This is a genomic window from Blastococcus sp. URHD0036 (assembly GCF_000701365.1).
Taxonomy (GTDB): domain Bacteria; phylum Actinomycetota; class Actinomycetes; order Mycobacteriales; family Geodermatophilaceae; genus Trujillonella.
In genome coordinates this window covers 115,665-138,225 of record NZ_JNIK01000015.1, presented here as the reverse complement: position 1 = coordinate 138,225, position 22,561 = coordinate 115,665, and the positions used below count along the sequence as shown (strand labels likewise).

22 protein-coding genes are annotated in these 22,561 nt (G+C 74.2%); 10 read left to right on the top strand and 12 right to left on the bottom strand.

Translation table 11 applies throughout. The features are described from left to right. Positions 1-76: 76 nt before the first annotated feature. The 6 genes from N555_RS0114890 to N555_RS0114865 all read left to right on the top strand — a co-directional run bounded on the left by N555_RS0114890 (position 77) and on the right by N555_RS0114865 (position 4,981). Entirely contained in the window at positions 77-1,237 is a 1,161-nt protein-coding gene (locus N555_RS0114890) for an acyl-CoA dehydrogenase family protein (RefSeq protein ID WP_051684103.1), read from the top strand. Next, entirely contained in the window at positions 1,230-2,207 is a 978-nt protein-coding gene (locus N555_RS26940; protein ID WP_051684102.1) for an acyl-CoA dehydrogenase family protein, read from the top strand. The genes N555_RS0114890 and N555_RS26940 overlap by 8 nt, the downstream gene beginning before the upstream one ends. 149 nt (positions 2,208-2,356) lie before the next feature. Then, positions 2,357-2,998 (top strand): TetR/AcrR family transcriptional regulator, encoded by a 642-nt coding sequence (locus tag N555_RS0114880; protein WP_029432291.1) that lies wholly within the window; start codon positions 2,357-2,359, stop codon positions 2,996-2,998. Positions 2,999-3,087: 89 nt separating this feature from the next. Continuing rightward, entirely contained in the window at positions 3,088-3,846 is a 759-nt protein-coding gene (locus tag N555_RS0114875; RefSeq protein ID WP_029432290.1) for an enoyl-CoA hydratase/isomerase family protein, read from the top strand. Then, positions 3,839-4,261, top strand: a complete 423-nt coding sequence (locus N555_RS0114870; protein WP_051684100.1) for a nuclear transport factor 2 family protein — start codon at positions 3,839-3,841, stop codon at positions 4,259-4,261. The genes N555_RS0114875 and N555_RS0114870 overlap by 8 nt, the downstream gene beginning before the upstream one ends. A gap of 108 nt (positions 4,262-4,369) precedes the next feature. Continuing rightward, a complete protein-coding gene (locus N555_RS0114865) occupies positions 4,370-4,981 on the top strand; it encodes a GNAT family N-acetyltransferase (RefSeq protein WP_029432288.1) in 612 nt (203 codons plus the stop codon). Positions 4,982-5,056: 75 nt separating this feature from the next. On the opposite strand, the gene N555_RS0114860 is transcribed toward N555_RS0114865, so the two are convergent. Then, the gene (locus N555_RS0114860) at positions 5,057-6,607 is read right to left on the bottom strand and encodes a class I adenylate-forming enzyme family protein (RefSeq protein WP_051684099.1); all 1,551 of its coding nucleotides are present in this window, start codon (positions 6,605-6,607) and stop codon (positions 5,057-5,059) included. 14 nt (positions 6,608-6,621) lie between these two features. Continuing rightward, a complete protein-coding gene (locus N555_RS0114855) occupies positions 6,622-7,833 on the bottom strand; it encodes a CaiB/BaiF CoA transferase family protein (RefSeq protein ID WP_029432286.1) in 1,212 nt (403 codons plus the stop codon). 103 nt (positions 7,834-7,936) lie between these two features. Here N555_RS0114855 and N555_RS0114850 point away from each other — a divergent pair, with 103 nt between their 5' ends. Then, on the top strand, positions 7,937-8,767 hold the full coding sequence (locus N555_RS0114850) for an enoyl-CoA hydratase-related protein (RefSeq protein ID WP_029432285.1): 831 nt from the start codon (positions 7,937-7,939) through the stop codon (positions 8,765-8,767). Here N555_RS0114850 and N555_RS0114845 read toward each other — a convergent pair. Continuing rightward, on the bottom strand, positions 8,758-9,219 hold the full coding sequence (locus N555_RS0114845; protein WP_029432284.1) for a hypothetical protein: 462 nt from the start codon (positions 9,217-9,219) through the stop codon (positions 8,758-8,760). The two genes, N555_RS0114850 and N555_RS0114845, sit on opposite strands and share 10 nt — an antisense overlap. A gap of 86 nt (positions 9,220-9,305) precedes the next feature. Between N555_RS0114845 and N555_RS0114840 the strand changes: the two genes are divergently transcribed. Next, positions 9,306-9,752 (top strand): MarR family winged helix-turn-helix transcriptional regulator, encoded by a 447-nt coding sequence (locus N555_RS0114840; RefSeq protein WP_029432283.1) that lies wholly within the window; start codon positions 9,306-9,308, stop codon positions 9,750-9,752. Positions 9,753-9,769: 17 nt separating this feature from the next. Here the strand turns inward: N555_RS0114840 and N555_RS0114835 are convergent, their stop codons facing one another. Together N555_RS0114835 and N555_RS0114830 are read right to left on the bottom strand one after the other, a co-directional pair. Continuing rightward, a complete protein-coding gene (locus N555_RS0114835; protein ID WP_029432282.1) occupies positions 9,770-10,510 on the bottom strand; it encodes a hypothetical protein in 741 nt (246 codons plus the stop codon). Continuing rightward, entirely contained in the window at positions 10,507-11,415 is a 909-nt protein-coding gene (locus N555_RS0114830) for an NAD-dependent epimerase/dehydratase family protein (protein WP_029432281.1), read from the bottom strand. Before N555_RS0114830 ends, N555_RS0114835 begins: the two co-directional genes overlap by 4 nt. Before the next feature lie 78 nt (positions 11,416-11,493). Between N555_RS0114830 and N555_RS0114825 the strand changes: the two genes are divergently transcribed. Further along, positions 11,494-12,255, top strand: coding sequence for a hypothetical protein (locus tag N555_RS0114825; RefSeq protein ID WP_029432280.1), 762 nt, complete (start codon positions 11,494-11,496; stop codon positions 12,253-12,255). Between the two features lie 12 nt (positions 12,256-12,267). On the opposite strand, the gene N555_RS0114820 is transcribed toward N555_RS0114825, so the two are convergent. The 3 genes from N555_RS0114820 to N555_RS27480 are packed head-to-tail and all read right to left on the bottom strand — an operon-like array spanning position 12,268 to position 15,877. Continuing rightward, a complete protein-coding gene (locus tag N555_RS0114820; protein WP_029432279.1) occupies positions 12,268-13,305 on the bottom strand; it encodes an LLM class F420-dependent oxidoreductase in 1,038 nt (345 codons plus the stop codon). Continuing rightward, entirely contained in the window at positions 13,302-13,718 is a 417-nt protein-coding gene (locus N555_RS0114815) for a nuclear transport factor 2 family protein (protein ID WP_029432278.1), read from the bottom strand. Before N555_RS0114815 ends, N555_RS0114820 begins: the two co-directional genes overlap by 4 nt. Next, complete coding sequence (locus tag N555_RS27480; RefSeq protein WP_081866243.1) at positions 13,715-15,877, bottom strand: acyl-CoA dehydrogenase; 2,163 nt, start codon at positions 15,875-15,877, stop codon at positions 13,715-13,717. The genes N555_RS0114815 and N555_RS27480 overlap by 4 nt, the downstream gene beginning before the upstream one ends. Before the next feature lie 143 nt (positions 15,878-16,020). Between N555_RS27480 and N555_RS0114805 the strand changes: the two genes are divergently transcribed. Next, positions 16,021-17,265, top strand: a complete 1,245-nt coding sequence (locus N555_RS0114805) for an ABC transporter substrate-binding protein (RefSeq protein ID WP_029432276.1) — start codon at positions 16,021-16,023, stop codon at positions 17,263-17,265. A gap of 58 nt (positions 17,266-17,323) precedes the next feature. On the opposite strand, the gene N555_RS0114800 is transcribed toward N555_RS0114805, so the two are convergent. The 4 genes from N555_RS0114800 to N555_RS0114785 all read right to left on the bottom strand — a co-directional run bounded on the left by N555_RS0114800 (position 17,324) and on the right by N555_RS0114785 (position 22,515). Beyond that, positions 17,324-17,995, bottom strand: coding sequence for a TM7S3/TM198-like domain-containing protein (locus tag N555_RS0114800; RefSeq protein WP_029432275.1), 672 nt, complete (start codon positions 17,993-17,995; stop codon positions 17,324-17,326). Between the two features lie 109 nt (positions 17,996-18,104). Next, positions 18,105-18,707, bottom strand: a complete 603-nt coding sequence (locus tag N555_RS0114795; protein WP_051684097.1) for a hypothetical protein — start codon at positions 18,705-18,707, stop codon at positions 18,105-18,107. 16 nt (positions 18,708-18,723) lie between these two features. Further along, positions 18,724-19,872, bottom strand: a complete 1,149-nt coding sequence (locus N555_RS0114790; RefSeq protein WP_029432273.1) for a zinc-dependent alcohol dehydrogenase — start codon at positions 19,870-19,872, stop codon at positions 18,724-18,726. 123 nt (positions 19,873-19,995) lie between these two features. Next, the gene (locus tag N555_RS0114785) at positions 19,996-22,515 is read right to left on the bottom strand and encodes an ATP-dependent Clp protease ATP-binding subunit (protein WP_029432272.1); all 2,520 of its coding nucleotides are present in this window, start codon (positions 22,513-22,515) and stop codon (positions 19,996-19,998) included. Positions 22,516-22,561 lie beyond the last annotated feature (46 nt).

Here is a 22,561-nt window from a genome sequence, read left to right as displayed (position 1 = left end):
GTCGTGCTTGTCCTGGCGGTCAGCAAAATCCTACACTGACGTCAATATCGATTGGTGGTGTCCGAAGGAGGGCTGCGTGGCCGCACGAGGACCAGGGGACCTGTCGCAGGACGGGGACCTCGCCGGCTTCGCGGCCCGGTTCCGCGACTGGCTGACGGAGGAGTCGGCCGTCGTGGCGCCGCTCCTGGCCGAGCACAGCGACTACGACCTGCGGGTGGACAACGCCCGCGCCCTCCGGCGGCTGCTCTGCGAGCACGGATGGGGCCTCGCCGGCTGGCCGGAGGAGGCCGGCGGGCTGGGTGGCTCGATCCTGCACCGCTCCGTCGTGACCGAGGAGCTGTTCCGCGCGGGCTGGTCCGGCCCGACGGTGTTCGAGCACCTCGAGATCATCGCTCCCACGCTGGTGCGCTTCGCGGAAACGGAGTTCGTGCGGTCCGTCGTCCCGTCCTTCCTCGACGGTTCCCGCTCCTGGTCGCAAGGCTTCTCCGAGCCCGAGGCCGGTTCGGACCTCGCGTCGCTGCGCACCCGCGCGGTGCGCGACGGCGACGACTTCGTGGTCAACGGCGGGAAGATCTGGACCACGTGGTCGAAGTGGGCGCACTGGTGCCTCGCGCTCGTGCGCACCGGCACCGCCGAGGAGCGGCACCGGGGGCTCACGATGATCGCGATCGACCTCTCCTCCCCCGGCGTCGAGGTGCATCCGATCCGGCAGGCCAACGGGACCGACGAGCTGGCCCAGGTGCACTTCACCGACGTCCGCGTCCCGGCGGCCCAGCTCGTGGGCGAGGTCGGCGGCGGCTGGAACGTCGCCCTGTACCTGCTCGCCCGGGAGCGCGGGACGCTGTCGTGGCTGCGCCACTGCGCCTTCCGGCACTGGCTGACCGCCGGCACCGAGGTGATGGCCGAGGACTCCGACCGGCAACTGGGGGCCGTCGTCCTCCAGCTCGCCGGCGTCCGCGCCGCCGCGGCGCGGCTGCTCAGCCGTGCTGCCGACGGCGCGGAGCTGGGCCCCGAGGCGGCGTTCAACAAGCTGCTGATGACGCGCACCGAGCAGTCGCTGTTCGACCTGCTCCGGGAGGTCGACGGCGTGCGCGTCGCGCTGCCCGCCGACTCGCCGGCGGAGGTCCTGCAACAGCAGGAGTACCTCTTCTCCCGCATCGTCACGATCTACGGAGGCAGCCAGCAGATGCAGCTCACCACCGTCGCGCGGCACGTCCTGGGGCTGCGGGATGGCTGACGCGTCGCTGCGCCCGGCCGAGTACCTCGGCTTCCGGGACGCCGCCGCCGCCATCCTGGGCCGCCATTCCGGGGCGAAGGCACTGGACGCGTTCGGGTTCACCGACGTCTACGCCGACGGAGCCGGGGACCTGCGCCCGGCGTATGCGTTCCTCGAGGCCCAGGGCTCCTCCTGCGTCTCCACCCCGGCCCTGGGCCTGCTGGCGCTGGCCGGCATCGGCGTCGACCCCCTCGCTCCGGACGGCGGGGCCCCGCTGTTCGGCGCCCCGGTCGGCCGCTCGTCGCTGGTGGCGGTGCCCGGCATGACGCCGGAGGACCGGGTCGTCGTGGACCGTCCCGGCGCCGGCCTCGTCGCGATCGGCGACCCCTCCGCGGCCCGGCGGACGCCGCCCGCGCCGGTCGCCGACGACTACCTCACCGTGCTCGACGTCGACGGCGCCGAGTGCCGGGTGGTCGTCGCCGAGGAGGAGGCGGGGGCGCTCCGCGAGGGGATCGTCGTCCGCACCCAGCTCGGCGCCGCCGCCGAGCTGCTGGGCCTGACCGACCGGCTGCTGCAGGACGCTGCCGGCTACGCCGGGCAGCGCGCGCAGTTCGGGCGGACGCTGAGCAGCTTCCAGGCCATGCAGCACCTGCTGGCCTGGGCCGCGACCGAACGCCACCAGCTCGCGTGCCTCCTCGACATCGCCGTGGCCCGCTCGGCGAACGGCCCGGTGGACCCGCAGCTCGCGCGCGCGGTGAAGGCGATGGCCGGGCGGGTCTTCCACGCCGTCGCGCAGACCGCCATCCAGGTGACCGGCGCGATCAGCTTCACCTGGGAGCACTCCCTGAACCGGCCGCACCAGCGGGGAATGGCACTGGACCAGCTGGCCGGGTCCTCCGCCGACCTGGTCGTGGCGATCGGCCGCCAGGCCCGGACCGAGGGCGTCGTCCCGGAGCTGTTCACCCTCGCGGACGGGGCCGCGGGCCCCTGACCGGGCCGCCGTCGGACCTCACCCGTCGAGGGGACGCGGCCGGCGCGCGCCCGGGCCGGCCACTGCTGCTCACCTATGCTCAGCTGATCACGAGAGGCCGCAGAACCGGTGCGGCCGCCCGACGGGCGCTGCGAGGGAAGGTGTCGTCGATGGAGTCCGAGCCCCGCTCGGCCAAGGGCCGGCGCACCCGAGCACGGCTCATCGACGCCGGCAAGCGGGTGTTCGAGCGCGACGGCTTCCTGCAGGCCCGCATCTCCGACATCGCCGCCGAGGCCGAGGTCAGCCACGGGTCCTTCTACCACTACTTCGACTCCAAGGAGTCGCTGTTCCGCGAGATCGCCGCGGAGGTCGAGGTCCGGCTGCTGTCCACGGACGAGACCGACGAGGAGCGCGCGACCGGGCCGATCGACCGCATCCGCGCGGCCAACCGGTCCTACCTCACGGCATACCGCGAGGAGGCCGCCATCATGCGGGTCATCGAGGAGGTGAGCCGCTACGACGAGGACGTCCGCCGGGTGCGCACCGAGCGCGACGACGAGCTGGCCGCGCGCCTGGAGGCCGCCATCGCCCGCCTGCAGTCCGAGGGGCTGGCCGACGAGCGCATCGACACCCGCTACGCGGCACAGGCGCTGGGCGGCATGGTGGCCCGCTTCGCCGAGACCCTCTTCTTCGCCCACCGCGAGCTCGACCTGGACACCGCGGTCGATCAGCTGACCCTGCTGTGGGCGAACTCCCTCGGGCTCAAGGAGAACCGCCCCCGCAAGGCCCGCAAGGCCGCCGGGGCCGCATAGCCGGTCTCCCACCCGGGCTCCTTCGGCTAAAGTCGACGTCGACCAATATTTCGACCCCTGGAGCTCCGGTGCCGCCGAGCGAGACCGTCTTGACCGAGGCCCCCGACGCCGACGGCGTCGCCGTCGTCACGCTGAACCGCCCGGCCGCCCTCAACGCCGCGGACGAGGAGCTGCACGCCGCCGTCACCGGCGTGTGGGCCGAGCTCGCCGAGCAGCCGGGGCTGCGCGCGGTCGTCCTCACCGGGGCGGGCACCGCCTTCTCGGCCGGCGGCGACCTCGCCTTCCTCCAGCGGCTGGCCGACGACACGACGCTGCGCGCCCGGGTGATGGCAGAGGGCGGCGACCTCGTCCGCGCGATGGTCGGCTTCCCGCATCCCGTCGTCGCCGCGGTGAACGGCCCCGCCGTCGGCCTCGGCTGCAGCCTGGCCTCGCTGGCCGACCTCGTCGTCATGGCCGACGACGCCTACTTCGCCGACCCGCACGTCGCCCTGGGCCTGGTGGCCGGCGACGGCGGCATCCTCACCTGGCCGCTCAACATGGGCCTGCAGCGGACCAAGGAGTGGCTGCTGCTCGGCGGCCGCCTGCCCGCCGCCCAGGCGCTGGAGTACGGCCTGGCCAACCGGGTCGTGCCGAAGGGCGACGTGGTGGCCGAGGCGCGGGCGCTCGCCGCGCGACTGGCGGGACTGCCGCCGCAGTCGCTGCGCGAGACCCGCCGCGTGCTCAACCAGCCCCTCGTCGCCCGGATCGAGGCCGCGCTGGACGACGTGCTGGCGGTCGAGACCGCGTCCTTCGACGAGCCGGCCTTCCAGCAGACGCTTGCGGCGATGCGGGCCCGGTCCCGTGGCTGACGGCCGCCGGCTGAGCGCCGAGGACCGCCAGGACATCGAGGACCTGCTGTCGGCCTACGTCCTGACGCTGGACGTCGACGACGTCGACGGGGCGCTCGCGCTGTTCGCCGAGGGCGCCGAGTTCCGGACCTACGGTCGCGTGTTCACCGGCGAGAAGCTGCGCCGGATGTTCACCACCGCCCCGAAGGGCCAGCACCTCACCGGGCGCAGCCTGGTGACGCCCTCGGCCGACGGCGCGACGGTCCGCTCCCAGCTCGTCTTCCTCCCCGCCGACGGCGCGGAGCGTCGCCTGACCATCTACGACGACGAGGTCGCCCTCGTCGACGGTCGCTGGCTCTTCCTCAGCCGCACGGTGCGGTTCATGGACCACGACGGGCTGCTGCAGGAGCGCCCGCCGGAGTCCCAGCGCACCTGAGCGTCAGCCCCCCTCACGGTGCAGGTGTGATCGCGGCCGGATGTCCCGGCTGACGATGGCGGGGCGAGATCCCTGCCGCAGTGGCCGGTCAGCGAGGACGCTCCCGGCATGACCGAACACGGCCGGCCCTCCGTCCGTCCCGCCACGGCCGCGGACGTCGACCGGCTGTCCCGGACCCTGGCGGCTGCTTTCGCCGACGACCCGGTGTTCTGCCACCTGTTGCCCCCAGGTGTGCGCTCACGCGACGAGCGCAGGCGCCGGGTCTTCGCCGTCGACAGCGCGCGCAGCCTCGCCCACGGTGGCCTGTGGACCATGGCCGACGGGGACGCCGCCGCGGTCTGGTTCCCGCCCGGACACTGGAGGCCGACCCCCTGGGACGACCTCCGCGAGACGCCGGCCTGGTTGAGGATCGGCGGCCGCCGGATGCGCGTCTTCCAGCGGTTGCGGGCGGCCATGTTCGCCCACCACCGCGAGCTGCCGCCGCACTGGTACCTGTACTACGCCGGCACGCTGCCGCCGCGGCAGGGGGAAGGACTCGGCAGCGCCCTCCTGCAAGCGGTTCTCAGCCGCTGCGACGCCGAGCAGGTCCCCGCCTACCTCGAGTCGACCTGCGAGCGGAACCTCCCGCTGTACCGGCGCCACGGCTTCGTCGCACAGGGCACCCTCGACGTGCCGCCCGGCTGCCCGCCCATGACCCCGATGTGGCGAGACCCCCGCTGACAGCGGAGTGCTGTCCCCGGCGCCCCAGCGGCGCGGCGCTGGGGCTGCGTCATCTCACTCTCACCGTGAGGGGGGTCAGCTCAGCCGCGGGGCCAGCAGCGTCCGGCCCTCGGTGCCGTCCGCCAGCAGCCGGCGCTGCACCTTGCCGCTCTCCGTGCGCGGCAGCGGCCGGCCCCGGACGACGACCTGCTCGGGCAGCTTCCACTTGGCCAGGCCGGCGTCGAGCAGCCATCCGGTGACGCCGTCGAAGGTGACCGCGTCGGGATCGGCGGTGACCACGGCGAGCGCCAGCCGCTCCCCCGTCTCCGGGTCCGGCACGCCGAACGCGGCGACCTCCTCGGCGCCGGGCAGGCGGCGGGCGACGTCGTCGATCTCGGTCAGCGAGATCTTGAGCCCCTTGCGGGAGACGATCTCCTTGAGCCGCCCGGTCACGGTGAGCCGGCCGTCCGCGAAGCGACCGAGGTCGCCGGTGCGGTACCAGCCGCCGGTGGTGAAGGCCTCGGCGTTGTCGCCCTCGTCGAGGTAGCCGAGCATCCGCATGGGCCCGCGCAGCAGCAGCTCGCCGGGCTGCTCACCGAGGATGCGCACCTCGGTGCCCCGGGCGCAGGCGCCGTCGTCGGCGATCCGCCCCTCCCCCTCGTCGGAGGGCAGCGTGCCGGTCGACATCGGGACCTCCGAGGACCCGTAGGCGCGCACCGGCCGGATGCCGTACCGCTCGACGGCGAGCTCCAGGACGTCCCGCGGGATCATCGCGCCGCCCAGCGCCATCGTCCGCAGCGGCACCTCGTGCAGGTCCTCGCGCTCGGCCTGCGTGAACAGCTCCTCGATGATCACCGGGGCGCCGCCCAGGATCGTGGCCCCCTCCGCCCACAGCCGGGCCAGCGAGGAGGCGGCGGCGAAGCGGTCCTCCAGGAGCAGGCCGGCGCCGCGCTCGGTGGTGAGGTGGGTCTGCAGCAGCCCGGTGATGCTGGCCAGCGGGGTGGAGAGGAACGCGGTGTCGCGCTCGGTCACCTCCATGATCTCGGCCATGTTGCGGGCGCCCGCGCGGAGGGTGTCGAGGCTGTGCACGACGCCCTTCGGCCGGCTCGTCGTCCCCGAGGTGAACACGATCGCGGCCGGCAGCGCGGGGTCGCGCTCGACCCAGCCGGTCGACGGCGTCGTGCACTCCAGGACGTGGTCGAAGGAGACGATCGGGACGTCGAGCTCCCCGACGCCGAGCGCCTCCGCCAGGTCGGGGGTGGTCACGACCAGCTCCGCCGCGGTCGCCTCGAGGGCGTTGACCACGTCGGCCCGACCGCACCGCCGGTCGACCATCACCGCGACGCCGCCGCAGCGCAGGACCGCGTGGTAGACCGCGACCGCGGGGGCGACGAGCGGGGCGATCACGAGGACCGCGGTGCCCGGCCCGCAACCGTGCCCGCCCAGGCAGCCGACCGCGCCGTCGACCGCCGCGACGAGCTCCGCGTAGGTCCACGTCGTCGTCCCGTCGCCGACCGCCACCCGCTGCGGATCCCGGGCCGCGGCCGCCTCCAGGCCGTCGCGCAGCCCCTGGCCGCCCCAGAGCCCCTCGTCGACGTAGCGCTGCCGCACCTCGGCGGGGATCGGCTCCACTCCGGCGATCTGCACGGCGCTCCTCCTCGTCATGGTGCGGGAACGGCGTTCCCGCACAGGGCGTCCACGTCCGCCGGCGGCAGGCCGAGCTCGGTGAGGATCGCCCGGGTGTGCTCCCCCACCGCCGGGATGGGCCCGAGCGGCGTCGTCCACGAGTCGCTGGTCCACGGCGGCAGCAGCGACGCGACCGGCCCGACCGGGCTCCCGACCTCCTGCCACCGCCCGCGGGCGGTGAGCTGCGGGTGCTCCACGACGTCGAGCACCTCGTTGTAGACGGCGTTGCCGATGGCGGCCGCGTCCGCCCGGCGCAGCACCTCGGCCAGGTCGACCTGACCGGCCCACTCCCCGATCGCCGCGTCGATGCGGTCGCGCTGCTCGCAGCGCTGGGCGTTCGTGGCCAGGGCGGGGTCGGCGGCCAGGTCCGGGCGCTCGATGATCTGCAGGGCCAGCCGCTGCCACTCCGCGTCGTTCGTCGTGCCGAGGACGGCGACCCGGCCGTCGCGCGTCCGGTAGGCGCCGTAGGGCGAGACCACCGGGGAGCTCATCCCGATCGGCGGCCGCTCCTGGCCGGAGTAGCGGGCGTGCAGCAGCGCGAACCCGAGGAAGTCGGCGACCGTGTCGAACATGCTGACCTCGATCGCCGCGCCGGCGCCGGTGACCCCGCGACGCACCAGCGCGGCGAGGACGGCGACGGCCGCCTCGAGCCCGCTGCCGACGTCGGCCACCGGTGGCCCCGGCTTGGCCGGCCGGCCGGGCTCGCCGGTGGTGGCACAGCCACCGGCCTCGGCCTGGACGAGCAGGTCGTAGGCCCGCCGGTGGTCCAGCGGTCCGCCGGTGCCGTAGCCGGACAGGTCGAGGGCGATCAGCCGCGGACGGGCGGCCACCAGGCTCGCGGCGTCCAGGCCCAGCCGGCGCGCGGCGCCGGGGGCGAGGTTCTGGACGACGACGTCGGCGCGGTCGAGCAGCCGGTCCAGCGCCGCCCGCGCGAGCGGCTCCTTCACGTCGAGCCCGAGGGACTCCTTGTTGCGGTTCAGCCAGGCGAAGTGCGTGCCCATGCCCGCGGCCACGTCGTCGTAGCCCCGGGCGAAGTCACCGCTGCCGGGCCGCTCGACCTTGACGACCCGGGCGCCGAGGTCGCCCAGCAGCCGCGTGCAGTACGGCGCCGACACCGCCTGCTCGAAGGAGACGACGGTGAGGCCGGTGAGCGGAGCCTGCTGTGCGCCCGCGGACCCGTCCGACATGGGGCTCCCCTCGTCGTTGCCCTGCCTCGTCCAGCGACTCTAACCTGACGTCGACGTCGACGTCGCCAATCGTCGCGTGGGAACCGGACGAGAGGACGCCACCGTGGCAGACGGCCCGCAGGATCTGGACACCGGTACCGACGAGCTGCTGGCGACCCTCGACCGGGGCGTCCTGACGGTGACGCTCAACCGGCCCGCCGCCCGGAACGCCTACTCGATGCCCCTCCTCGACGCCCTCGGCGAGCTGCTCGCCGCGGCCGAGGACGACGAGCGGGTCCGGGTCGTCGTCGTCACCGGTGCGGGCGCGGGCTTCTGCGCCGGCGGGGACGTCAAGGTGATGGCCCGCGGCGAGAGCATCTTCGGCCCGGCGGACGACGTCGAGGCGCGGCGCACCCGGCACGCGGCCGCCCAGCGGGCGACCACCGTCCGGCTCGCGCAGTTCGCCAAGCCCACGCTCGCCCTGGTGAACGGTCCGGCGGTCGGCGCCGGCCTGGCCCTCGCGCTCGCCTGCGACCTCCGCTGGGCGGCGGAGTCCGCGGTGCTCCGCACCGGTTTCGTCCGAGCCGGCCTCGCCGGCGACTTCGGGTGCACCTGGCTGCTGACCCGCCTGGTGGGCCCGGCCCGCGCCACGGAGCTGCTGTTCACCTCGGCGGCGCTGACCGCGGAGGCGGCCCGCGCGGAGGGCCTGCTGACCGGGGTGGTCCCGGACGGCGAGCTCCCCGCCCGCGGTGCCGCGGTGGCCCGCACGCTGGCGGAGACCTCTCCCCTGGCCCTGCGTGCGGTGAAGGACAACGTGGCCCGGGCGTCGACCCAGGACCTGGCCTCGTGCGCCGACGCCGAGGTGGACTGGCACGTCCGGCTGGTGGAGACCCCGGAGCACCGCGCCGCGGTCGCCGCGCTGTCCACCCCTCGACCGGCCGGCCCCTACTCGTAGGCCGCGGGCATCGCCCCACGGGGCATCGGCATCTGCAGGTAGATGTCCAGGTGCCGGATCTTCCCGGCGGCGTCGAACTCGTAGACCGAGACGGAGTTCACCGCCGTCCTGCCCTCGCCTGCGCCACTGCGCTCCTCCAGCTCGAGGAAGACGACGCCGTCGTGCTCGGTCACCCGCCTGAAGGAGCACTCCCACTGCGCGCTGCTGGCCCACCGCGCCAGGAACTGGACGTACTCGGGCCAGCGCATCACCTCCAGGAAGTTGCCGACCCGCTCGAAGTCGTCCACCGCGACCATGTCCGCCAGCGGCGCCCAGTCGTCCACCGTGGCCCCCGGCGCCTTGGCCGCGTCCACGAGGCGCTTCATCGTCAGGCTGTACTCGAGCACCCGCCGGGCGAGCCCGGAGTGCTGCTCCAAGACCGCCCCGACGTCGTCGACGACCTTCTCGACCATCCCGCTCCCCTTCCCGAGACCGGACGCACCGTGCGCCCGGGAACCGTGCCCGCTGCCGTGCCCGGCGCGTGGCCGAGAATCGGCCGGTGGACACCAGCGACAACGTGCTGTGGCTGCTCATCCAGGCGCACCGGTCCGGCCGCCGGTGGGTGGACGACGCCGTGCGCTCCCACGGGGTGACCGCGGCGCAGGTGGGCGTGCTGAACCGGCTGGCCGAGCAGCCCGGCCTGTCGGGCGCGGAGCTGGCGCGGTCGTCGCTGATCAGCCCGCAGGCCAGCTCGCTGGTGCTGGAGACCCTCGAACGGCGCGGGCTGGTCGAGCGACGGCCCGACCCCGCCCACGGCCGGATCCTGCGCAACCACCTGACCGCGGAGGGCCGGCGGCTGGCCGCGGCCAGCATCGCGGCCGCCGTCGCCGGGGAGGCCGAGCTCCTCGCCGTGCTCGACGACGACGAGCGCGCGACCCTGCGCCGGCTGCTCGAGCGACTGGTCGCGCGGACGCCGCCCGGGGACCGCGAGAGGTCCGGCGCCTAGCGCGGCCGCGCGCCGGGTCACGGCAGGTACCGGTCCCAGGCGTGCGGGACGACGACCTGGAAGGGGGCGGCCAGCAGCGCCGGGTGCCCCGCCGCCCGCGACCGCTCCTCGACGACGGGGCGCAGCCGGGCGGCGGCGGCGACCGGGTCGTCGTCCAGGAAGCACCAGGTGAGCTGCTGACCGGCCGGGGCGGTGGAGTCCGCGCCCACGGGCCCGGCCACCGCGGACCACACGCCCGCCACCCCGGGCACCTCGACGAGCGGCGCCACCTCGGCGGCCGACCGCTCCACGAGCAGGTAGACGCCGACCGCCGGCCACCACGGGAGGACGTCCGCGCCGGCCAGGATGGCGGGGTCGGCGCGGCGCTCCCGGATGCCGTAGACGCCGCGCTCGACCGGCGGCACCACGAAGGGCGTCCGCCCCGCCCCCCGCAGGGCCGCCGACAGCCGGCGGAACCCGTCGAGCCCCGACTCGTCGGTGAACCAGTACGTCATCACGTGGTCCACGGCGTCGAGGGCGCCGGCGGCCGGGGCACGCGCGGCACGGCACTCCGGGGTCGAGACGAGCCGCAGCGACGTGCGCAGCGCCGGCAGGCGCTGCTGCTCGGGGCGGTGGTCCAGGCTGTGCCAGGCGAGGTAGTCGGCGTCCGCGCCGTCGGGGTGGCGCGCCCCCAGGGAGACGAAGGCCGTGGCCACTCCGGAGCGCCCGGTGGCGAGGATCGCCTCGTCGTCGTCGGACGGGGTGCCGGTGAGCGTCATCGCTCGTCCGCGAGCACGAGCTCCGGGTGCAGCGCCTGCACCATGCGCCGGAAGCCCTCGCGCCAGGGCAGGTGCGTACGGCCCAGGACCTCGTGCATGTGGGTGACGTCGGGCCACAGCGGCGTGTGCGCCTGCGGCGTGTACTCGAAGACCGGCTCGCGGCCGACCAGCTCGCCCAGGTAGCGGCAGTACTCCTCGATGCTGACCGTCTCGCTGCCGGCCCAGTTCACGAGGACGGGCGGCGAGGCCGCCACCTCCATGGCGCGGATGCCGAGGTCGACGTAGTCGTCCTCGTAGACCGGGTTGTAGTTGTTGGGGGCGTCCGGGTGCAGCCGGATGGGCCGGCCGGCGAGGATCGCCTCGAGGCGGTCGGCGGGCGCCCCGCCCAGGGGTCCGTACGTCGAGCAGATCCGGATGATGGTCAGCGGGATCCCGAAGTGCGTGGAGATCCAGGTGCAGACCGACTCGGCCGCGATCTTGGAGAAGCTGTAGTTGGCGCGCAGCGGCACACCGGGGCCGTCGTCCTCGGTGAGCGGGCGCTGCCCCGGGTAGCCGTACACCGAGCCGCTGGAGCAGTAGACGAAGCCCTTCGCGCCGCGGAGGTGGTGCATCAGGTCGCCGGAGTTGTGCGCGTTGGTCCGCACGGCGGCCGGCCAGCCGTCGTTCCCCGGGTCGACGGCGGCGTGGAAGACGTAGGAGAAGTCGTCGGGCAGCGTTCCGACGTCGTCGCTCGAGACGTCGAACCGGAGCGGGCGGATGCCGGCGTCGGCCAGCCGCTGTCCGTCCCCCGCACCGCGCAGCCGCGCGGCACCCCAGACCTCGTTCCGCCCCGCGAGCGCACGCGCGATGGGGAACGCGATCTTCCCCGTCGCGCCCGTGATCAGGACCTTCTCGCCCTCGAGCACCGCGACCTCCACTGACGTCGATGTCAGGTTCGGAACGTAGCAGTTGTCAACTGCTTGATGCTCCACGAGCATCCGTGCATGGCCCGCCCTGACGACCTCCTGCCGGGAACGCCGTCGGACGCCGTCCCCCGGATGCTCGCGACCGGGCGCACCGACGTCCGCACGGTCTACGTGTCGATGTCGGCCCGGCACCCGGAGGGCCGCGACGCCGACTACCTGGCCTGGCACTCGCTCGACCACCGGCCGGAGCAGCACCGGCTGGCGGCGCTGCGCGCCTCCTTCCGGCTGGTCTCCACCCCGGCCTGCCGCGCCGCCCGGGCGACCCGGCACGAGAGCTACGACGCCGTCGACCACGTCATGACCTACCTGTGGACCGACCGCTCGGCGATGGCGGCCTTCAACGAGCTGAACGCCGCCATGGCCGAGGCCGGCCGGACGCCGTACCTCACCCCCACGGTCGAGCGGAGCGTCTTCGCCCTGGACGGCGGGGCGGCTGCCCCGCGGATCAAGGTGGGCGCCGACGTCCTGCCGTGGTGGCCGTCGACGGGCGTCTACCTGCTCGTCGAGCGGGGCGGTCCGCCGCCTGCGGAGCTCGTGGACGTCGACGGGGTCGGCGGCGTGTGGTGGGCCGGGGCGGACCCCATGGAGCCGCCGTACACCACCCGGGACAACACGGGCCTGCAGATCAGCTACTGCTTCCTGGACGACGACCCGCCGACCGTGGGCGACCGGCTGCGGCCGGTGCTCGAGCGCCGCTGGAGCCGGTCGGGTGCCGAGCCGCTCCTGGCCGCGCCCTTCCACGCCCTGGTGCCGTACGACTGGGGCCGGTACACGCCCTGACCCCGACGCAGATCAGCTCTCGTCGACGAGCGCGCGCAGGCGGCGGATGTCGCCCAGCGGATCGGCGCCCACCGGTTCCACCTGCAGGACCGTCACACCCGACGCCCGGTGCGCGGCGAGCCGGTCGCGGACGTAGCCCGCGTCGCCGATGAGCGACGTCCCCTCCAGCAGCGCGTCGGGCAGTCGCGCGGCGGCCTCCTCGCGGCGGCCCTCGAGGTAGAGGTCCTGCACCTCCGCGGCCTCCTGCTCGAAGCCGTACCGCTGCACGATCTGCGTGTAGAAGTTCTTGCCCCGGGGGCCCATGCCGCCGACGTACAGCGCCAGGTGGGCACGGTCGCGGTCGCGCAGGTGGGTGACGTCGTCCCCGATCGCCATCGGGACCGCCGCGGTGACGTCGAGCGTCCCGAGGGCGGAGTCCCGCTTCGCCAGACCCCGGGCCAGCGGCTCGCCCCAGACGCGGTCCGCGAGCTCGGGCACGTAGAGGTAGGGCACCCAGCCCTCGGCGAGCTCGGCCGCCAGCTCGACGTTGGCCGGGCCGAGGGCGGCGAGGTGGACCGGGATCCGCGGGCGCAGCGGGCGGTCGATCAGCTTGAGCGGCTTGCCGGCGCCGGTGCCGCGGTCCGCCGGCAGCGGGACGGGGTGACGGGGCCCGTCGTGCTCGAGCTTCTCCCGGCGCCACACCGTGCGGCAGATCTCCACGATCTCCCGGGTGCGGGCGACCGGGGCGTCGTAGGGGACGGCGTGCCAGCCCTCGACGACCTGGGGTCCGCTGGCGCCCAGGCCCAGGACGAACCGTCCGCCGCTGAGGTGGTCCAGGCCGGCCGCGGTCATGGCGGTCGTCGCCGGCGTCCGCGCGTAGATCGACAGGATGTGCGCGGCGAGCTCGACCCGCTCGGTCCCCGCGGCCAGGAACCCCAGCCAGCTGACCGCGTCGAAGCCGTAGGACTCCCCCGTGGCGATCACGTCCACGCCGGCGTCCTCGTAGGCGCGCGCGAGCCGCGCGGCGGCCCGGGGGTCGGGCACGGGCCGCAGCAGCACCGCGATCTTCATCGGTCGGCCTCCCCCGGGACGTCGAGCTCGAGCCGGCCGCGGGCCTCGATCTCCCGCCGGCGGAACCGCAGTCCGGAGTCGCCGCGGACCAGCTGGTCGCGGTAGGTACCGGCGACGACCGTGCGCGCCCCGGCGTTGACGAACGCGAAGGGAGCCACCGCCAGCACGCCGCCGTCCGGCTGCGGCTCGACGGACGGCAGCGCCGGCAGGTGGACGCCGACCGGCGACTCCCGGGCGAACCGGACCAGCTCGTCCCTCCCCGTGACCGTGCCGGCGGCCAGGACCAGCGTCGCGTCCTCGGTGAACAGCAGGCTCCATGCGGGAAAGTCCCGCGCGTCGATGAGCCGCGCGTACTCCGCGTGGAGCTGCACGACGTCCGCGAGCGCCAGCGCCCGCTCGAGGTCCCCGCTCATCGGCCGCTGGGCAGCCGGAGCCGCCGCTTGGCGAGGATGTTCCGCATCACCTCGGAGCTGCCACCGGAGATGGTCTGGACCCGCGACCACAGCCACGCGTCCTGCAGCCGGCCCGCGGCCTCGGCGCCGGCGCCCTCGGCGGGCCCGTACGTCGCGACGAGCTGCGTGCCGTACCGGGCGATCTCGTTGTAGGCCTCGGTGTAGAGCAGCTTGGCGATCGGCCCCTCGGACTCGCCCTCCCGGCCGGCGAGCACCCGCTCGACGTGGCCCGACACGAACGCCCGGGCCGCCTCGAAGCGAGCCAGCAGCCCGGCGATGCCGCCGCGGACCACCGGGTCGCCGGCCAGCGGCGCGCCGTCGGACCGGAGCTCGCCGGCCACGGTCAGCACGTCGGACAGCAGCTGTTCGAGCAGCACGACGTTGGCGCCGACGTTGACCCGCTCGACCTCGAGGCCGGACATGGCGATGGCCCAGCCCTGCCCCACGTCGCCGAGCACCTGCTCCGGTCCGAGGACGACACCGTCGAGGAACGTCTCGTTGATGTCGACGGCGTCGCTGTTCATCCGGATCGGCCGGACCTCGACGCCGGGGGCGTCCATCGGCACGATGAAGACCGTCAGGCCGGCGTGCCGCTTCGCCTCCGCGGACGTCCGGACCAGCGCCAGCCCGTGCTGCGCCCAGTGCCCGTCGGTGGTCCAGGTCTTCTGCCCGGTGAGCACCCAGGACCCGTCGTCCCGCTGCTCGCCCCGCGTGCGCACGCCGGCCAGGTCGCTGCCGGCTCCCGGCTCGCTGAACAGCTGGCACCAGATGTCCTCGACGCTGCGGATCCTCGGCAGGTACCGCTGCTTCTGCTCCGCCGTGCCGAACTCCAGCAGGACGTGGCTGGCCAGCTGCACCTGGTCGATGGCACGCGGGGCCCGCGCGCGGATGAGCTCCTCGGTGACGACGAGCTGGTGCGCCGGCCGGAAGCCGGGGCTGCCGCCCTCCTCCTCGGGCCACCAGCCGCCGAGCAGGCCGGTGTCGTAGAGGGTGCGGTACCAGGCCCGCAGCCGCGCCTCCTGCTCCGGCGTCGTCGGTGCGCGGTGCCCCTCGCGGGCCGGCGGCGGGTCGCTCTCGGCGATCACCGACCGGACGTGCCGGCGGACGTCCTCGGTCCCCGGGATCGCCGGCCGCTCGACCTCGAGCGCGGTCCGCATCTCGTCGGCGGACGGCACCGCCGACGGCCGGACGGCGGCGTCGACGACGGCCCGGCGGACGGCGTGGTGCACCGGCCACTCCCAGGTGACGCCGAGGCCCCCGGAGAGCTGGACGCAGTCGTCGAGCGCCGCGGGGGCCCGCTCGGCCAGGAAGGTGTGCGCGGCACGGACGAGGGCCGCCGCGTGCGGCGCGCGGTCGGCCAGCGCCGTGGCGGCTGCGGACACCAGCGACCCGGTCGTGACGACGAGGACGTCGAGGTCGACGAGGCGGTGCTGCAGCACCTGGAAGGCGGCCAGGGGCTGCCCGAACGCGTCCCGGTCCGACAGGTGACGGGTGACCCGCTCCACGGTGACCGCGAGTGCGCCCAGCGTGTCCGCGCACGCGAGGAGGACCGCGGCGTCGGCGAGCGTGTCGCGGTCGGCGCCGGGCAGCGCCCGGGCGGGGGCGTCGTCGGCGGTGAGGAGGACGGTGCCGCGGCTGCTGTCCAGGGCGTCGGGCTGCAGCCGGCACGAGAGGTCCGCCCGGTCCACGGCGACCAGCGGCCGCCCCGGGGACGCGAGCACCAGCACGTCCGGCGACCCGGTGCCCGGCACGGCGTAGGCGCCCGAGACGCGCCATCCCCCGTCGGCCGGGGTCGACCCCGGCCGCTCGACGAAGGCCGCGCCGGCCGTGCCCTCCACGAGCCGGGCGGCCAGGGGCTCCCCGCCCGGGAAGCCGGCCAGCGCCGCGGCCGCGACGAGGTTCCCGGCGATGGGCAGCGGCGACAGCGCCCGTCCGGCCTCGGTGGCGACGGCGACCGCCTCGACCACGTTCCACCCGCTGCCGCCGGAGGACTCCGGGGTGAGCAGGCCCAGCAGCCCGAGCCGCCCCAGGTCGGGGAGCGTGCCGCTCGTTGCCAGGACGCCGCGTGCCGTGGCACGCAGCAGCTCCAGCTCCCCGGGGTCGGGAACGCTCGTCGGCACTCCTGTCTCCGTCCCGCGGTCGGGCCTGCTCGCCGGACCACATTCCCACGTGCCGCAAACTATTGATTTCGACGTCAGAACCTAGATACCGTGCGCGCCGGCTGTCAACGCCACCCACTGCTGCGTCGAGGAGACACCCGGACATGAGGACGACGACCCGGAGGGCGGCCGGCGTGACCTGCGCGCTGCTCCTCGCACTGACCGCCTGCGGCACCGACGACGAGAAGGACGACGGCGGCGACAGCGCTGCCTCGAGTGGAGGCGGCGGGTCGCAGACGATCAAGGTCGGCGTCATCACCCCCACGTCCGGACCGGCGGCGGCGACCTACGGCGAGAACGCGCACGCCGGCGTCCAGGCACGCCTCGACGCCTATCAGGAAGAGGGCGGCGAGTGCGCCGACAACGACTTCGAGATCGTCGACGCCGACGACACCTCCAGCCCCGCCGGCGCCCTCACCGCCGTCCAGAAGCTGGTCCAGCAGGACGACGTCTACGCGGTCCTCTCCAGCAGCCCGAACTTCTTCGGTGCCACCCAGTTCGCCCTCACCCAGGCGTCCGATGTCCCGATGCTGAGTGACGGCACCGACCAGAGCCCGGAGTGGCGCGAGCCCGGCAACAACCTGTTCCTCGCCCAGCCGGTCCCCGACCCCGAGGCGGTCTACGCGAACACCGGCGACTTCTTCGCCGCCACCGGCGCCACCACGTTCGGCGGGGTCGCCTTCTCCGTGCCCGCCTCGCAGAACGCCCTGCGCTCGGCCGCCGACTCGGCCGAGGCCGCCGGCCTGGACGTGGGCTACCTCAACGACAACCTGCAGTTCGGCAGCACCGACGTCGGCCCGATCGTGCTCGGCATCAGGGACTCCGGCACCGACGGGGTCTACCTGCCGATCACCTTCGACACCTCGCTCGCCATCGTCCAGGGGCTCGAGCAGGAGGGCGTCGAGACCAAGGCCATCCTCGCCGCCACCGGCTACGGCGCCGACCTGCTCGACAACCCCGTCGCCGTCGAAGCAGCCCAGGGGGTCAGCTTCTCCGTCGGCTACGCCCCCGTGTCGCTGGGCACCGAGGCGACCGACCGCCTCAAGAGCGCGGTGCAGGACCAGGGCGTCGAGTCCGGGATCCCTGGCTACGCGATGTCCTCGGGCTGGCTGAACGCCGACCTGCTGCTGCACGGCCTGGAGGTCGCCGGCTGCGACGCCAGCCAGCAGGAGTTCATCGACGCCCTGAACCAGGACGACACCTTCGACGCCAGCGGGCTCTACGGGCAGCCGATCGACTTCACCGTCGCCGACCAGGAGCAGTCGTGCCTGTACTACGTGACGCTGGAGGGCGAGGAGTTCGTGCCGGTCGAGGGCGCCTCGCCGGCCTGTGGTGAGCGCATCAACTGAGCCGCTCGACCTCGGACCGGCGCCGGACGGGCGCCGGTCCGAGTCGCCCGACCGTCGCTCACCGGACGGTGCCCTCCCGGTGCGACAGCTCCCGCCCGCCGTCCGCGGCCCACTGCGCACGCACGCTGCGCCGCACGTCCCCGAGTACGCGCAGCTGCAGCACGATCCCGGTCACGGCCAGCACGGCGTACAGCACCCACCAGCCGGCCGAGTCGTCGATCCGCGCCACGACCGCCTCCGAGTCCAGGTCGTCCGCATCGAGGGCGCCGGTGAGGAGCATGATCCCGGCGACGATCGTGGCCGCCCCGGCCAGCCCGGTCAGCACGGTGAGCACCACCATCGGCAGCCGGCCGACGACCGCCAGCACGGCCAGCGCCAGGCCCGCCAGCACCCCGGCCAGGACCACCGTCCACGACCACCGGACGTCCAGCGCGACCATCAGGCCCGAACCGAGCACGAACCCCACCGCCGCCATCGCCAGCACCACGCAGACCTCGTAGTACGTGTACGCGAGCAGACCGAAGAGGAGGGCCACGGCGAATCCGACGACCCAGGCCAGCGCGCCGGACAGGAACCCGTCGCCGCTCCACCCGTCGACGATGCCGGCGCCCAGCAGGAACCCGGTGAAGGCACCCCAGATCGGGATCACGACCCGCATCGTCAGGTAGCCGCGGAAGCAGAAGAGGCTGCCGACGCCGATCGCGAGGAGGCCCAGGAGCACGTCGGGCACGGTGTGGCCCCTCTCGCCGCAGTGGGTCGTCGCACCCACTCCACCGGACGGCGACGCGACCGGGCTCACCCGCCGAGGGTGAGGCCTCAGCGGGTGAGCCGGCGGCCGCTCAGTGCACCGGCCGGTGCCCGTCGGCCCCCGCGTGGGCCAGCGACCTCGTCACGCCCCGGACGCCGGCGTAGACGACGCCCGCCGCCGCGACCCACGGGCCGGCGACGATCACCGGGTCCAGCGGCTGGTGCTTGAGGTCCGCGCGGTTCTGGCCGAGCCGCGACTTCAGGCCGTGCCGGGTGAACTCCGCCTTCACACCGGTCTCGGTGATCGGGTTGTCCGGGTGCAGCGTGAGGAACGACTTCAGGTGGTTCTCCCACGCGTCCACCCGGTCGCCGAGGATCAGCAGCAGCCAGTGCGCCGTCCGGCCCTCGCTGTAGCGGTAGGCGTAGCGGCGGATGGCACCGGAGACGCCCGAGAGCGGCTGGGCGGTACCGAACACCGGGGTCAGCATCCCGTGCTCGACCGAGCGCTCCCGCGGGTACGTCTCCGGCTGCCGCTCGGGGAACTCCCAGTGCGCGCCGGTGAGGTCCTCCTGGAACTTCAGCTTCGGCACCGACGGGCGGTCGGCCGGGTCGAGGTCGACGCCCCAGCCGGGGATCCGCGCCCTCAGCTGCTCCGGCGACTCCGCGATCGGGGGCTTGTGCGGTGTGTAGGTCATCGGATGTCTCCCGTGCTCAGGCCGCGGTGGGGACGACGAGGGGCTTGATGCAGCCGTCGAGCTTGGCCGAGAACATGTGGTAGCCCTCCGCGATGTGCTCGAGCGGCACGCGGTGGGTGACCAGCTCGCTGGGCTTGAGGTAGCCGTTGCGCACGTGTTCGAACAGCCGGGGCCACTGCCGCTTGACCGGGCACTGGTTGGTCCGGATGGTCAGCCCCTTGTTCATGGCGTCGCCGAACTTGACGGCGCTGAAGAGCGGGCCGTAGGCGCCCATCACCGAGATCGTCGCGCCCTTGCGGACCGAGTCGATGGCCCAGTTCAGCGCGACCGGGGAGCCGCCCTGCAGCTTGAGCTTGGCCGAGGTGACGTGCTGGAGGAAGTTGCCGTCCGCCTCGGCGCCCACGCAGTCGATGGCGACGTCGGCCCCCAGCCAGTCGGTGGCCTTCTTCATCTCGAGCACGATGTCGCCGTACTCGGTGAAGTTGTAGGTCTCGGCGTGGGCGAAGGTGCGCGCCTTCTCCAGCCGGTGCTCCAGGTGGTCGATGACGATGACCCGGCCGGCGCCCATGAGCCAGGCCGACTTCGCCGCGATCAGCCCGACCGGCCCGGCGCCGAAGACGACGACGACGTCCCCCTCGACGATGTCGCCCAGCTGCGCCCCGAAGTAGCCGGTCGCCGTCATGTCGGTCAGCAGGACGGCGTCCTCGTCGCTCATCCAGTCCGGGATCTTCGACGGGCCCACGTCGGCGAACGGCACCCGGACGAACTCGGACTGGCCGCCGTCGTAACCGCCGGTGGTGTGCGAGTAGCCGTAGATGCCTCCGACCGCCGTCGCGTTCGGGTTCACGTTGTGGCAGTTGGAGTACAGGCCCCGCGCGCAGTACCAGCAGGTGCCGCAGAAGATGTTGAACGGGACCATGACCCGGTCGCCGACGGCGACGTTGCGCACCGACGACCCGACCTCGTCGACCACCCCGATGAACTCGTGGCCGAACGTGTGACCGATCCGGGTGTCCGGCATCATCCCGTGGTAGAGGTGCAGGTCGGAGCCGCAGATCGCGGCCAACTGCACCCGGACGATCGCGTCGTTGGGATGCTCGATCGCCGGCCGCTCCTTCTCCTCCATCCTGACCTTGTACGGCCCCCGGTACACCATCGCTCGCATCGCACACCCCTCTCAGGCTCGCCGGCCGCGGCACCCGCGCCGTCCCCCTCGTGCGTACCCACGCCGCTTCCGCCGGCGTATCGGCAGAACGACCGATATCCGTCGGCCACCGGCCGCGACGCCTCACGCGGGTGCCGGCGCGGCCGCCCGGTCCTCCACCTCGAGGTCGAGGTCGCCGTCCCGGACTCCGACGCGCACCCGCTGACCGCTGCGCACCCGGCCGTCGAGCATCAGCCGGGCGAGCCGGTTGTCCACCTCGCGCTGGATGGCCCGGCGGAGCGGCCGGGCGCCGAACTGCGGTTCGAAGCCGCGCTGGGCGAGCCAGCCGACCGCCTCCGGCGTGAACTCGACCTCGATGCCCTGAGCCCGCAGCCGCCGGCGGGTCTCGTCGAGCAGCAGGTCGGTGATCCGCTGCAGTTGGGCGTCGTCCAGCCGCTGGAAGACGACGATCTCGTCGATCCGGTTGAGGAACTCCGGCCGGAACGCCTCCCGGAGCCGGCGCATCACCTGGTCCCGCAGGTCGGCCCCGGCCGCGTCGTCGGCGCTGGTGAAGCCCAGCGGGCCGCGCTGTCCCACGATCAGCTCGGACCCGAGGTTGCTCGTCATGATGATCACGGTGTTGCGGAAGTCGACGGTCCGGCCCTGCGAGTCCGTCAGGCGGCCGTCGTCCAGCACCTGCAGCAGGGTGTTGAAGACGTCGGGATGGGCCTTCTCGATCTCGTCGAAGAGCACGACCGAGTAGGGCCGGCGGCGCACCGCCTCGGTCAGCTGCCCGGCGTCCTCGTACCCCACGTAGCCGGGCGGGGACCCGACCAGCCGGCTGACCGTGTGCCGCTCCTGGAACTCGCTCATGTCCAGCCGGATCATGCGGTCCTCGTCCCCGAACAGCGCCTCGGCCAGCGCCCGTGCCAGCTCGGTCTTGCCCACGCCGGTCGGCCCGAGGAAGAGGAAGCTGCCGATCGGCCGGTCCGGGTCGCCCAGGCCGACACGGGAGCGGCGCACCGCCTCGGCGACGACCTCGACGGCCTCGTCCTGCCCGACCACCCGCTCGTGCAGGTGCTGCTCGAGCTCGAGCAGCCGCTCCATCTCCTCCTGGGTGAGCTGGCTGACCGGGATGCCGGTGGCCCGGGACACCACCTCGGCGATCTCCTCGACGCCGACCTCGGGGACGGCTGTGCCCTCTCCCCCGCCGTCCCGGGCCCGGTCGAGGCGCTGCTGGGCCTCACCGACCTGGTCGCGCAGCTGGGAGGCCCGCTCGTACTGCTCGGCCGCGACCGCCTGGTCCTTCTCCCGCTGCAACCGCTCGACCTCCTGCTCCAAGCCGCGCAGGTCGGTCGGGGGCGTCTTCGCCCGGCGGCGCGCGCGTGCCCCCGCCTGGTCGATGAGGTCGATCGCCTTGTCGGGCAGGTGCCGGTCGGTGATGTAGCGGTCGGAGAGCTCCACGGCCGCGACGACGGCGTCGTCGGTGAACCGCACCTGGTGGTGGGCCTCGTAGCGGTCGCGCAGGCCGCAGAGGATCTGCACCGTGTCCTCGATGCCGGGCTCGGCCACCAGGATCGGCTGGAAGCGGCGCTCCAGAGCGGCGTCCTTCTCGATGTTGCGGCGGTACTCGTCGAGCGTCGTGGCGCCGATGATGTGCAGCTCGCCGCGGGCCAGCGCCGGCTTGAGCATGTTCCCGGCGCCGCCGGACCCCTCGGAGGCGCCCGCCCCCACGACGGTGTGCAGCTCGTCGATGAAGGCGATGACCTCGTCGGAGTGCTCGCGGATCTCGTCGATGATCTTCTTGAGCCGCTCCTCGAAGTCACCGCGGTATCGGGTGCCGGCGACCAGCCCGGTCAGGTCGATCTCCACCACCCGGCGCCCGCGCAGGGTCTCCGGGACGTCGCCCTCGGCGATCTGGGCGGCGATCCCCTCGACGATCGCGGTCTTGCCGACGCCGGCCTCCCCGATGAGGACGGGGTTGTTCTTCCGGCGCCGGGAGAGCACCTCGACGGTCTGCTCGATCTCCTGCTCCCGGCCGATGACCGGGTCGATCTCCCCGTTGCGGGCCATCTCGGTCAGGTCGCGGCCGTACTCGTCCAGCGTCGGCGTACTCGACGCGGGGCGGCCGCCCCCACCCTGCCCGCCGCCTCCGCCGACGGCGGCCTGCTGCAGGGCCTCCGGCGTGATCCCCCGCTGGCGCAGGAGCCGCCCGCCCGGCGAGTCCGGGTTGACCGCCAGCGCGAACAGCAGGTGCTCCGGGCCGATGTAGGTCGAGCCCAGCGCCCGGGAGATCTGGTGCGCGTCGAGCAGGGCGCGCTTGGCCGCGGGGGTGAGGGCCGGGGTGTCTGCGCGCTGTTCCCCGCGACGCGGCAGGCCGTCGAGCTCGGCGCGGAGCTGCGCCGGGTCGGCGCCCGCGCGGCGGAGGAGCAGGCCGGTGGGCTCCCCCTCCGCCAGCGCCCACAGCAGGTGGTCGGTGTCGAGGTCCGGGCTGCCGACCTCGGCGGCCCGGCGCGCCGCCGCGTTCACCAGCTCGCGGGCCTGGTCGCTGAGGAACTGGGTGATGTCCACCCGCTGGCGCGGCTGCCGGGCGCCGCCCATGTAGCGGGCGAAGAAGTCGTCGAAGGGGCTGCCGTAGGAGCCTGGGGGGTATCCGCTCGTCATCGCTCGTCCGTCCCGGGTTGGCGTTGTCCCCTCCTGCCCTACTCGC

Bases quoted from the DNA above. Each gene is read 5' to 3' on its own strand.
- N555_RS26940 (WP_051684102.1), top strand. From the start codon at position 1,230: ATGGCTGACGCGTCGCTGCGCCCGGCCGAGTACCTCGGCTTCCGGGAC.
- N555_RS0114880 (WP_029432291.1), top strand. From the start codon at position 2,357: ATGGAGTCCGAGCCCCGCTCGGCCAAGGGCCGGCGCACCCGAGCACGG.
- N555_RS0114865 (WP_029432288.1), top strand. From the start codon at position 4,370: ATGACCGAACACGGCCGGCCCTCCGTCCGTCCCGCCACGGCCGCGGAC.
- N555_RS0114855 (WP_029432286.1), bottom strand. From the start codon at position 7,833: ATGTCGGACGGGTCCGCGGGCGCACAGCAGGCTCCGCTCACCGGCCTC.
- N555_RS0114845 (WP_029432284.1), bottom strand. From the start codon at position 9,219: ATGGTCGAGAAGGTCGTCGACGACGTCGGGGCGGTCTTGGAGCAGCAC.
- N555_RS0114835 (WP_029432282.1), bottom strand. From the start codon at position 10,510: ATGACGCTCACCGGCACCCCGTCCGACGACGACGAGGCGATCCTCGCC.
- N555_RS0114825 (WP_029432280.1), top strand. From the start codon at position 11,494: ATGGCCCGCCCTGACGACCTCCTGCCGGGAACGCCGTCGGACGCCGTC.
- N555_RS0114820 (WP_029432279.1), bottom strand. From the start codon at position 13,305: ATGAAGATCGCGGTGCTGCTGCGGCCCGTGCCCGACCCCCGGGCCGCC.
- N555_RS0114815 (WP_029432278.1), bottom strand. From the start codon at position 13,718: ATGAGCGGGGACCTCGAGCGGGCGCTGGCGCTCGCGGACGTCGTGCAG.
- N555_RS0114805 (WP_029432276.1), top strand. From the start codon at position 16,021: ATGAGGACGACGACCCGGAGGGCGGCCGGCGTGACCTGCGCGCTGCTC.
- N555_RS0114795 (WP_051684097.1), bottom strand. From the start codon at position 18,707: ATGACCTACACACCGCACAAGCCCCCGATCGCGGAGTCGCCGGAGCAG.
- N555_RS0114790 (WP_029432273.1), bottom strand. From the start codon at position 19,872: ATGCGAGCGATGGTGTACCGGGGGCCGTACAAGGTCAGGATGGAGGAG.
- N555_RS0114785 (WP_029432272.1), bottom strand. From the start codon at position 22,515: ATGACGAGCGGATACCCCCCAGGCTCCTACGGCAGCCCCTTCGACGAC.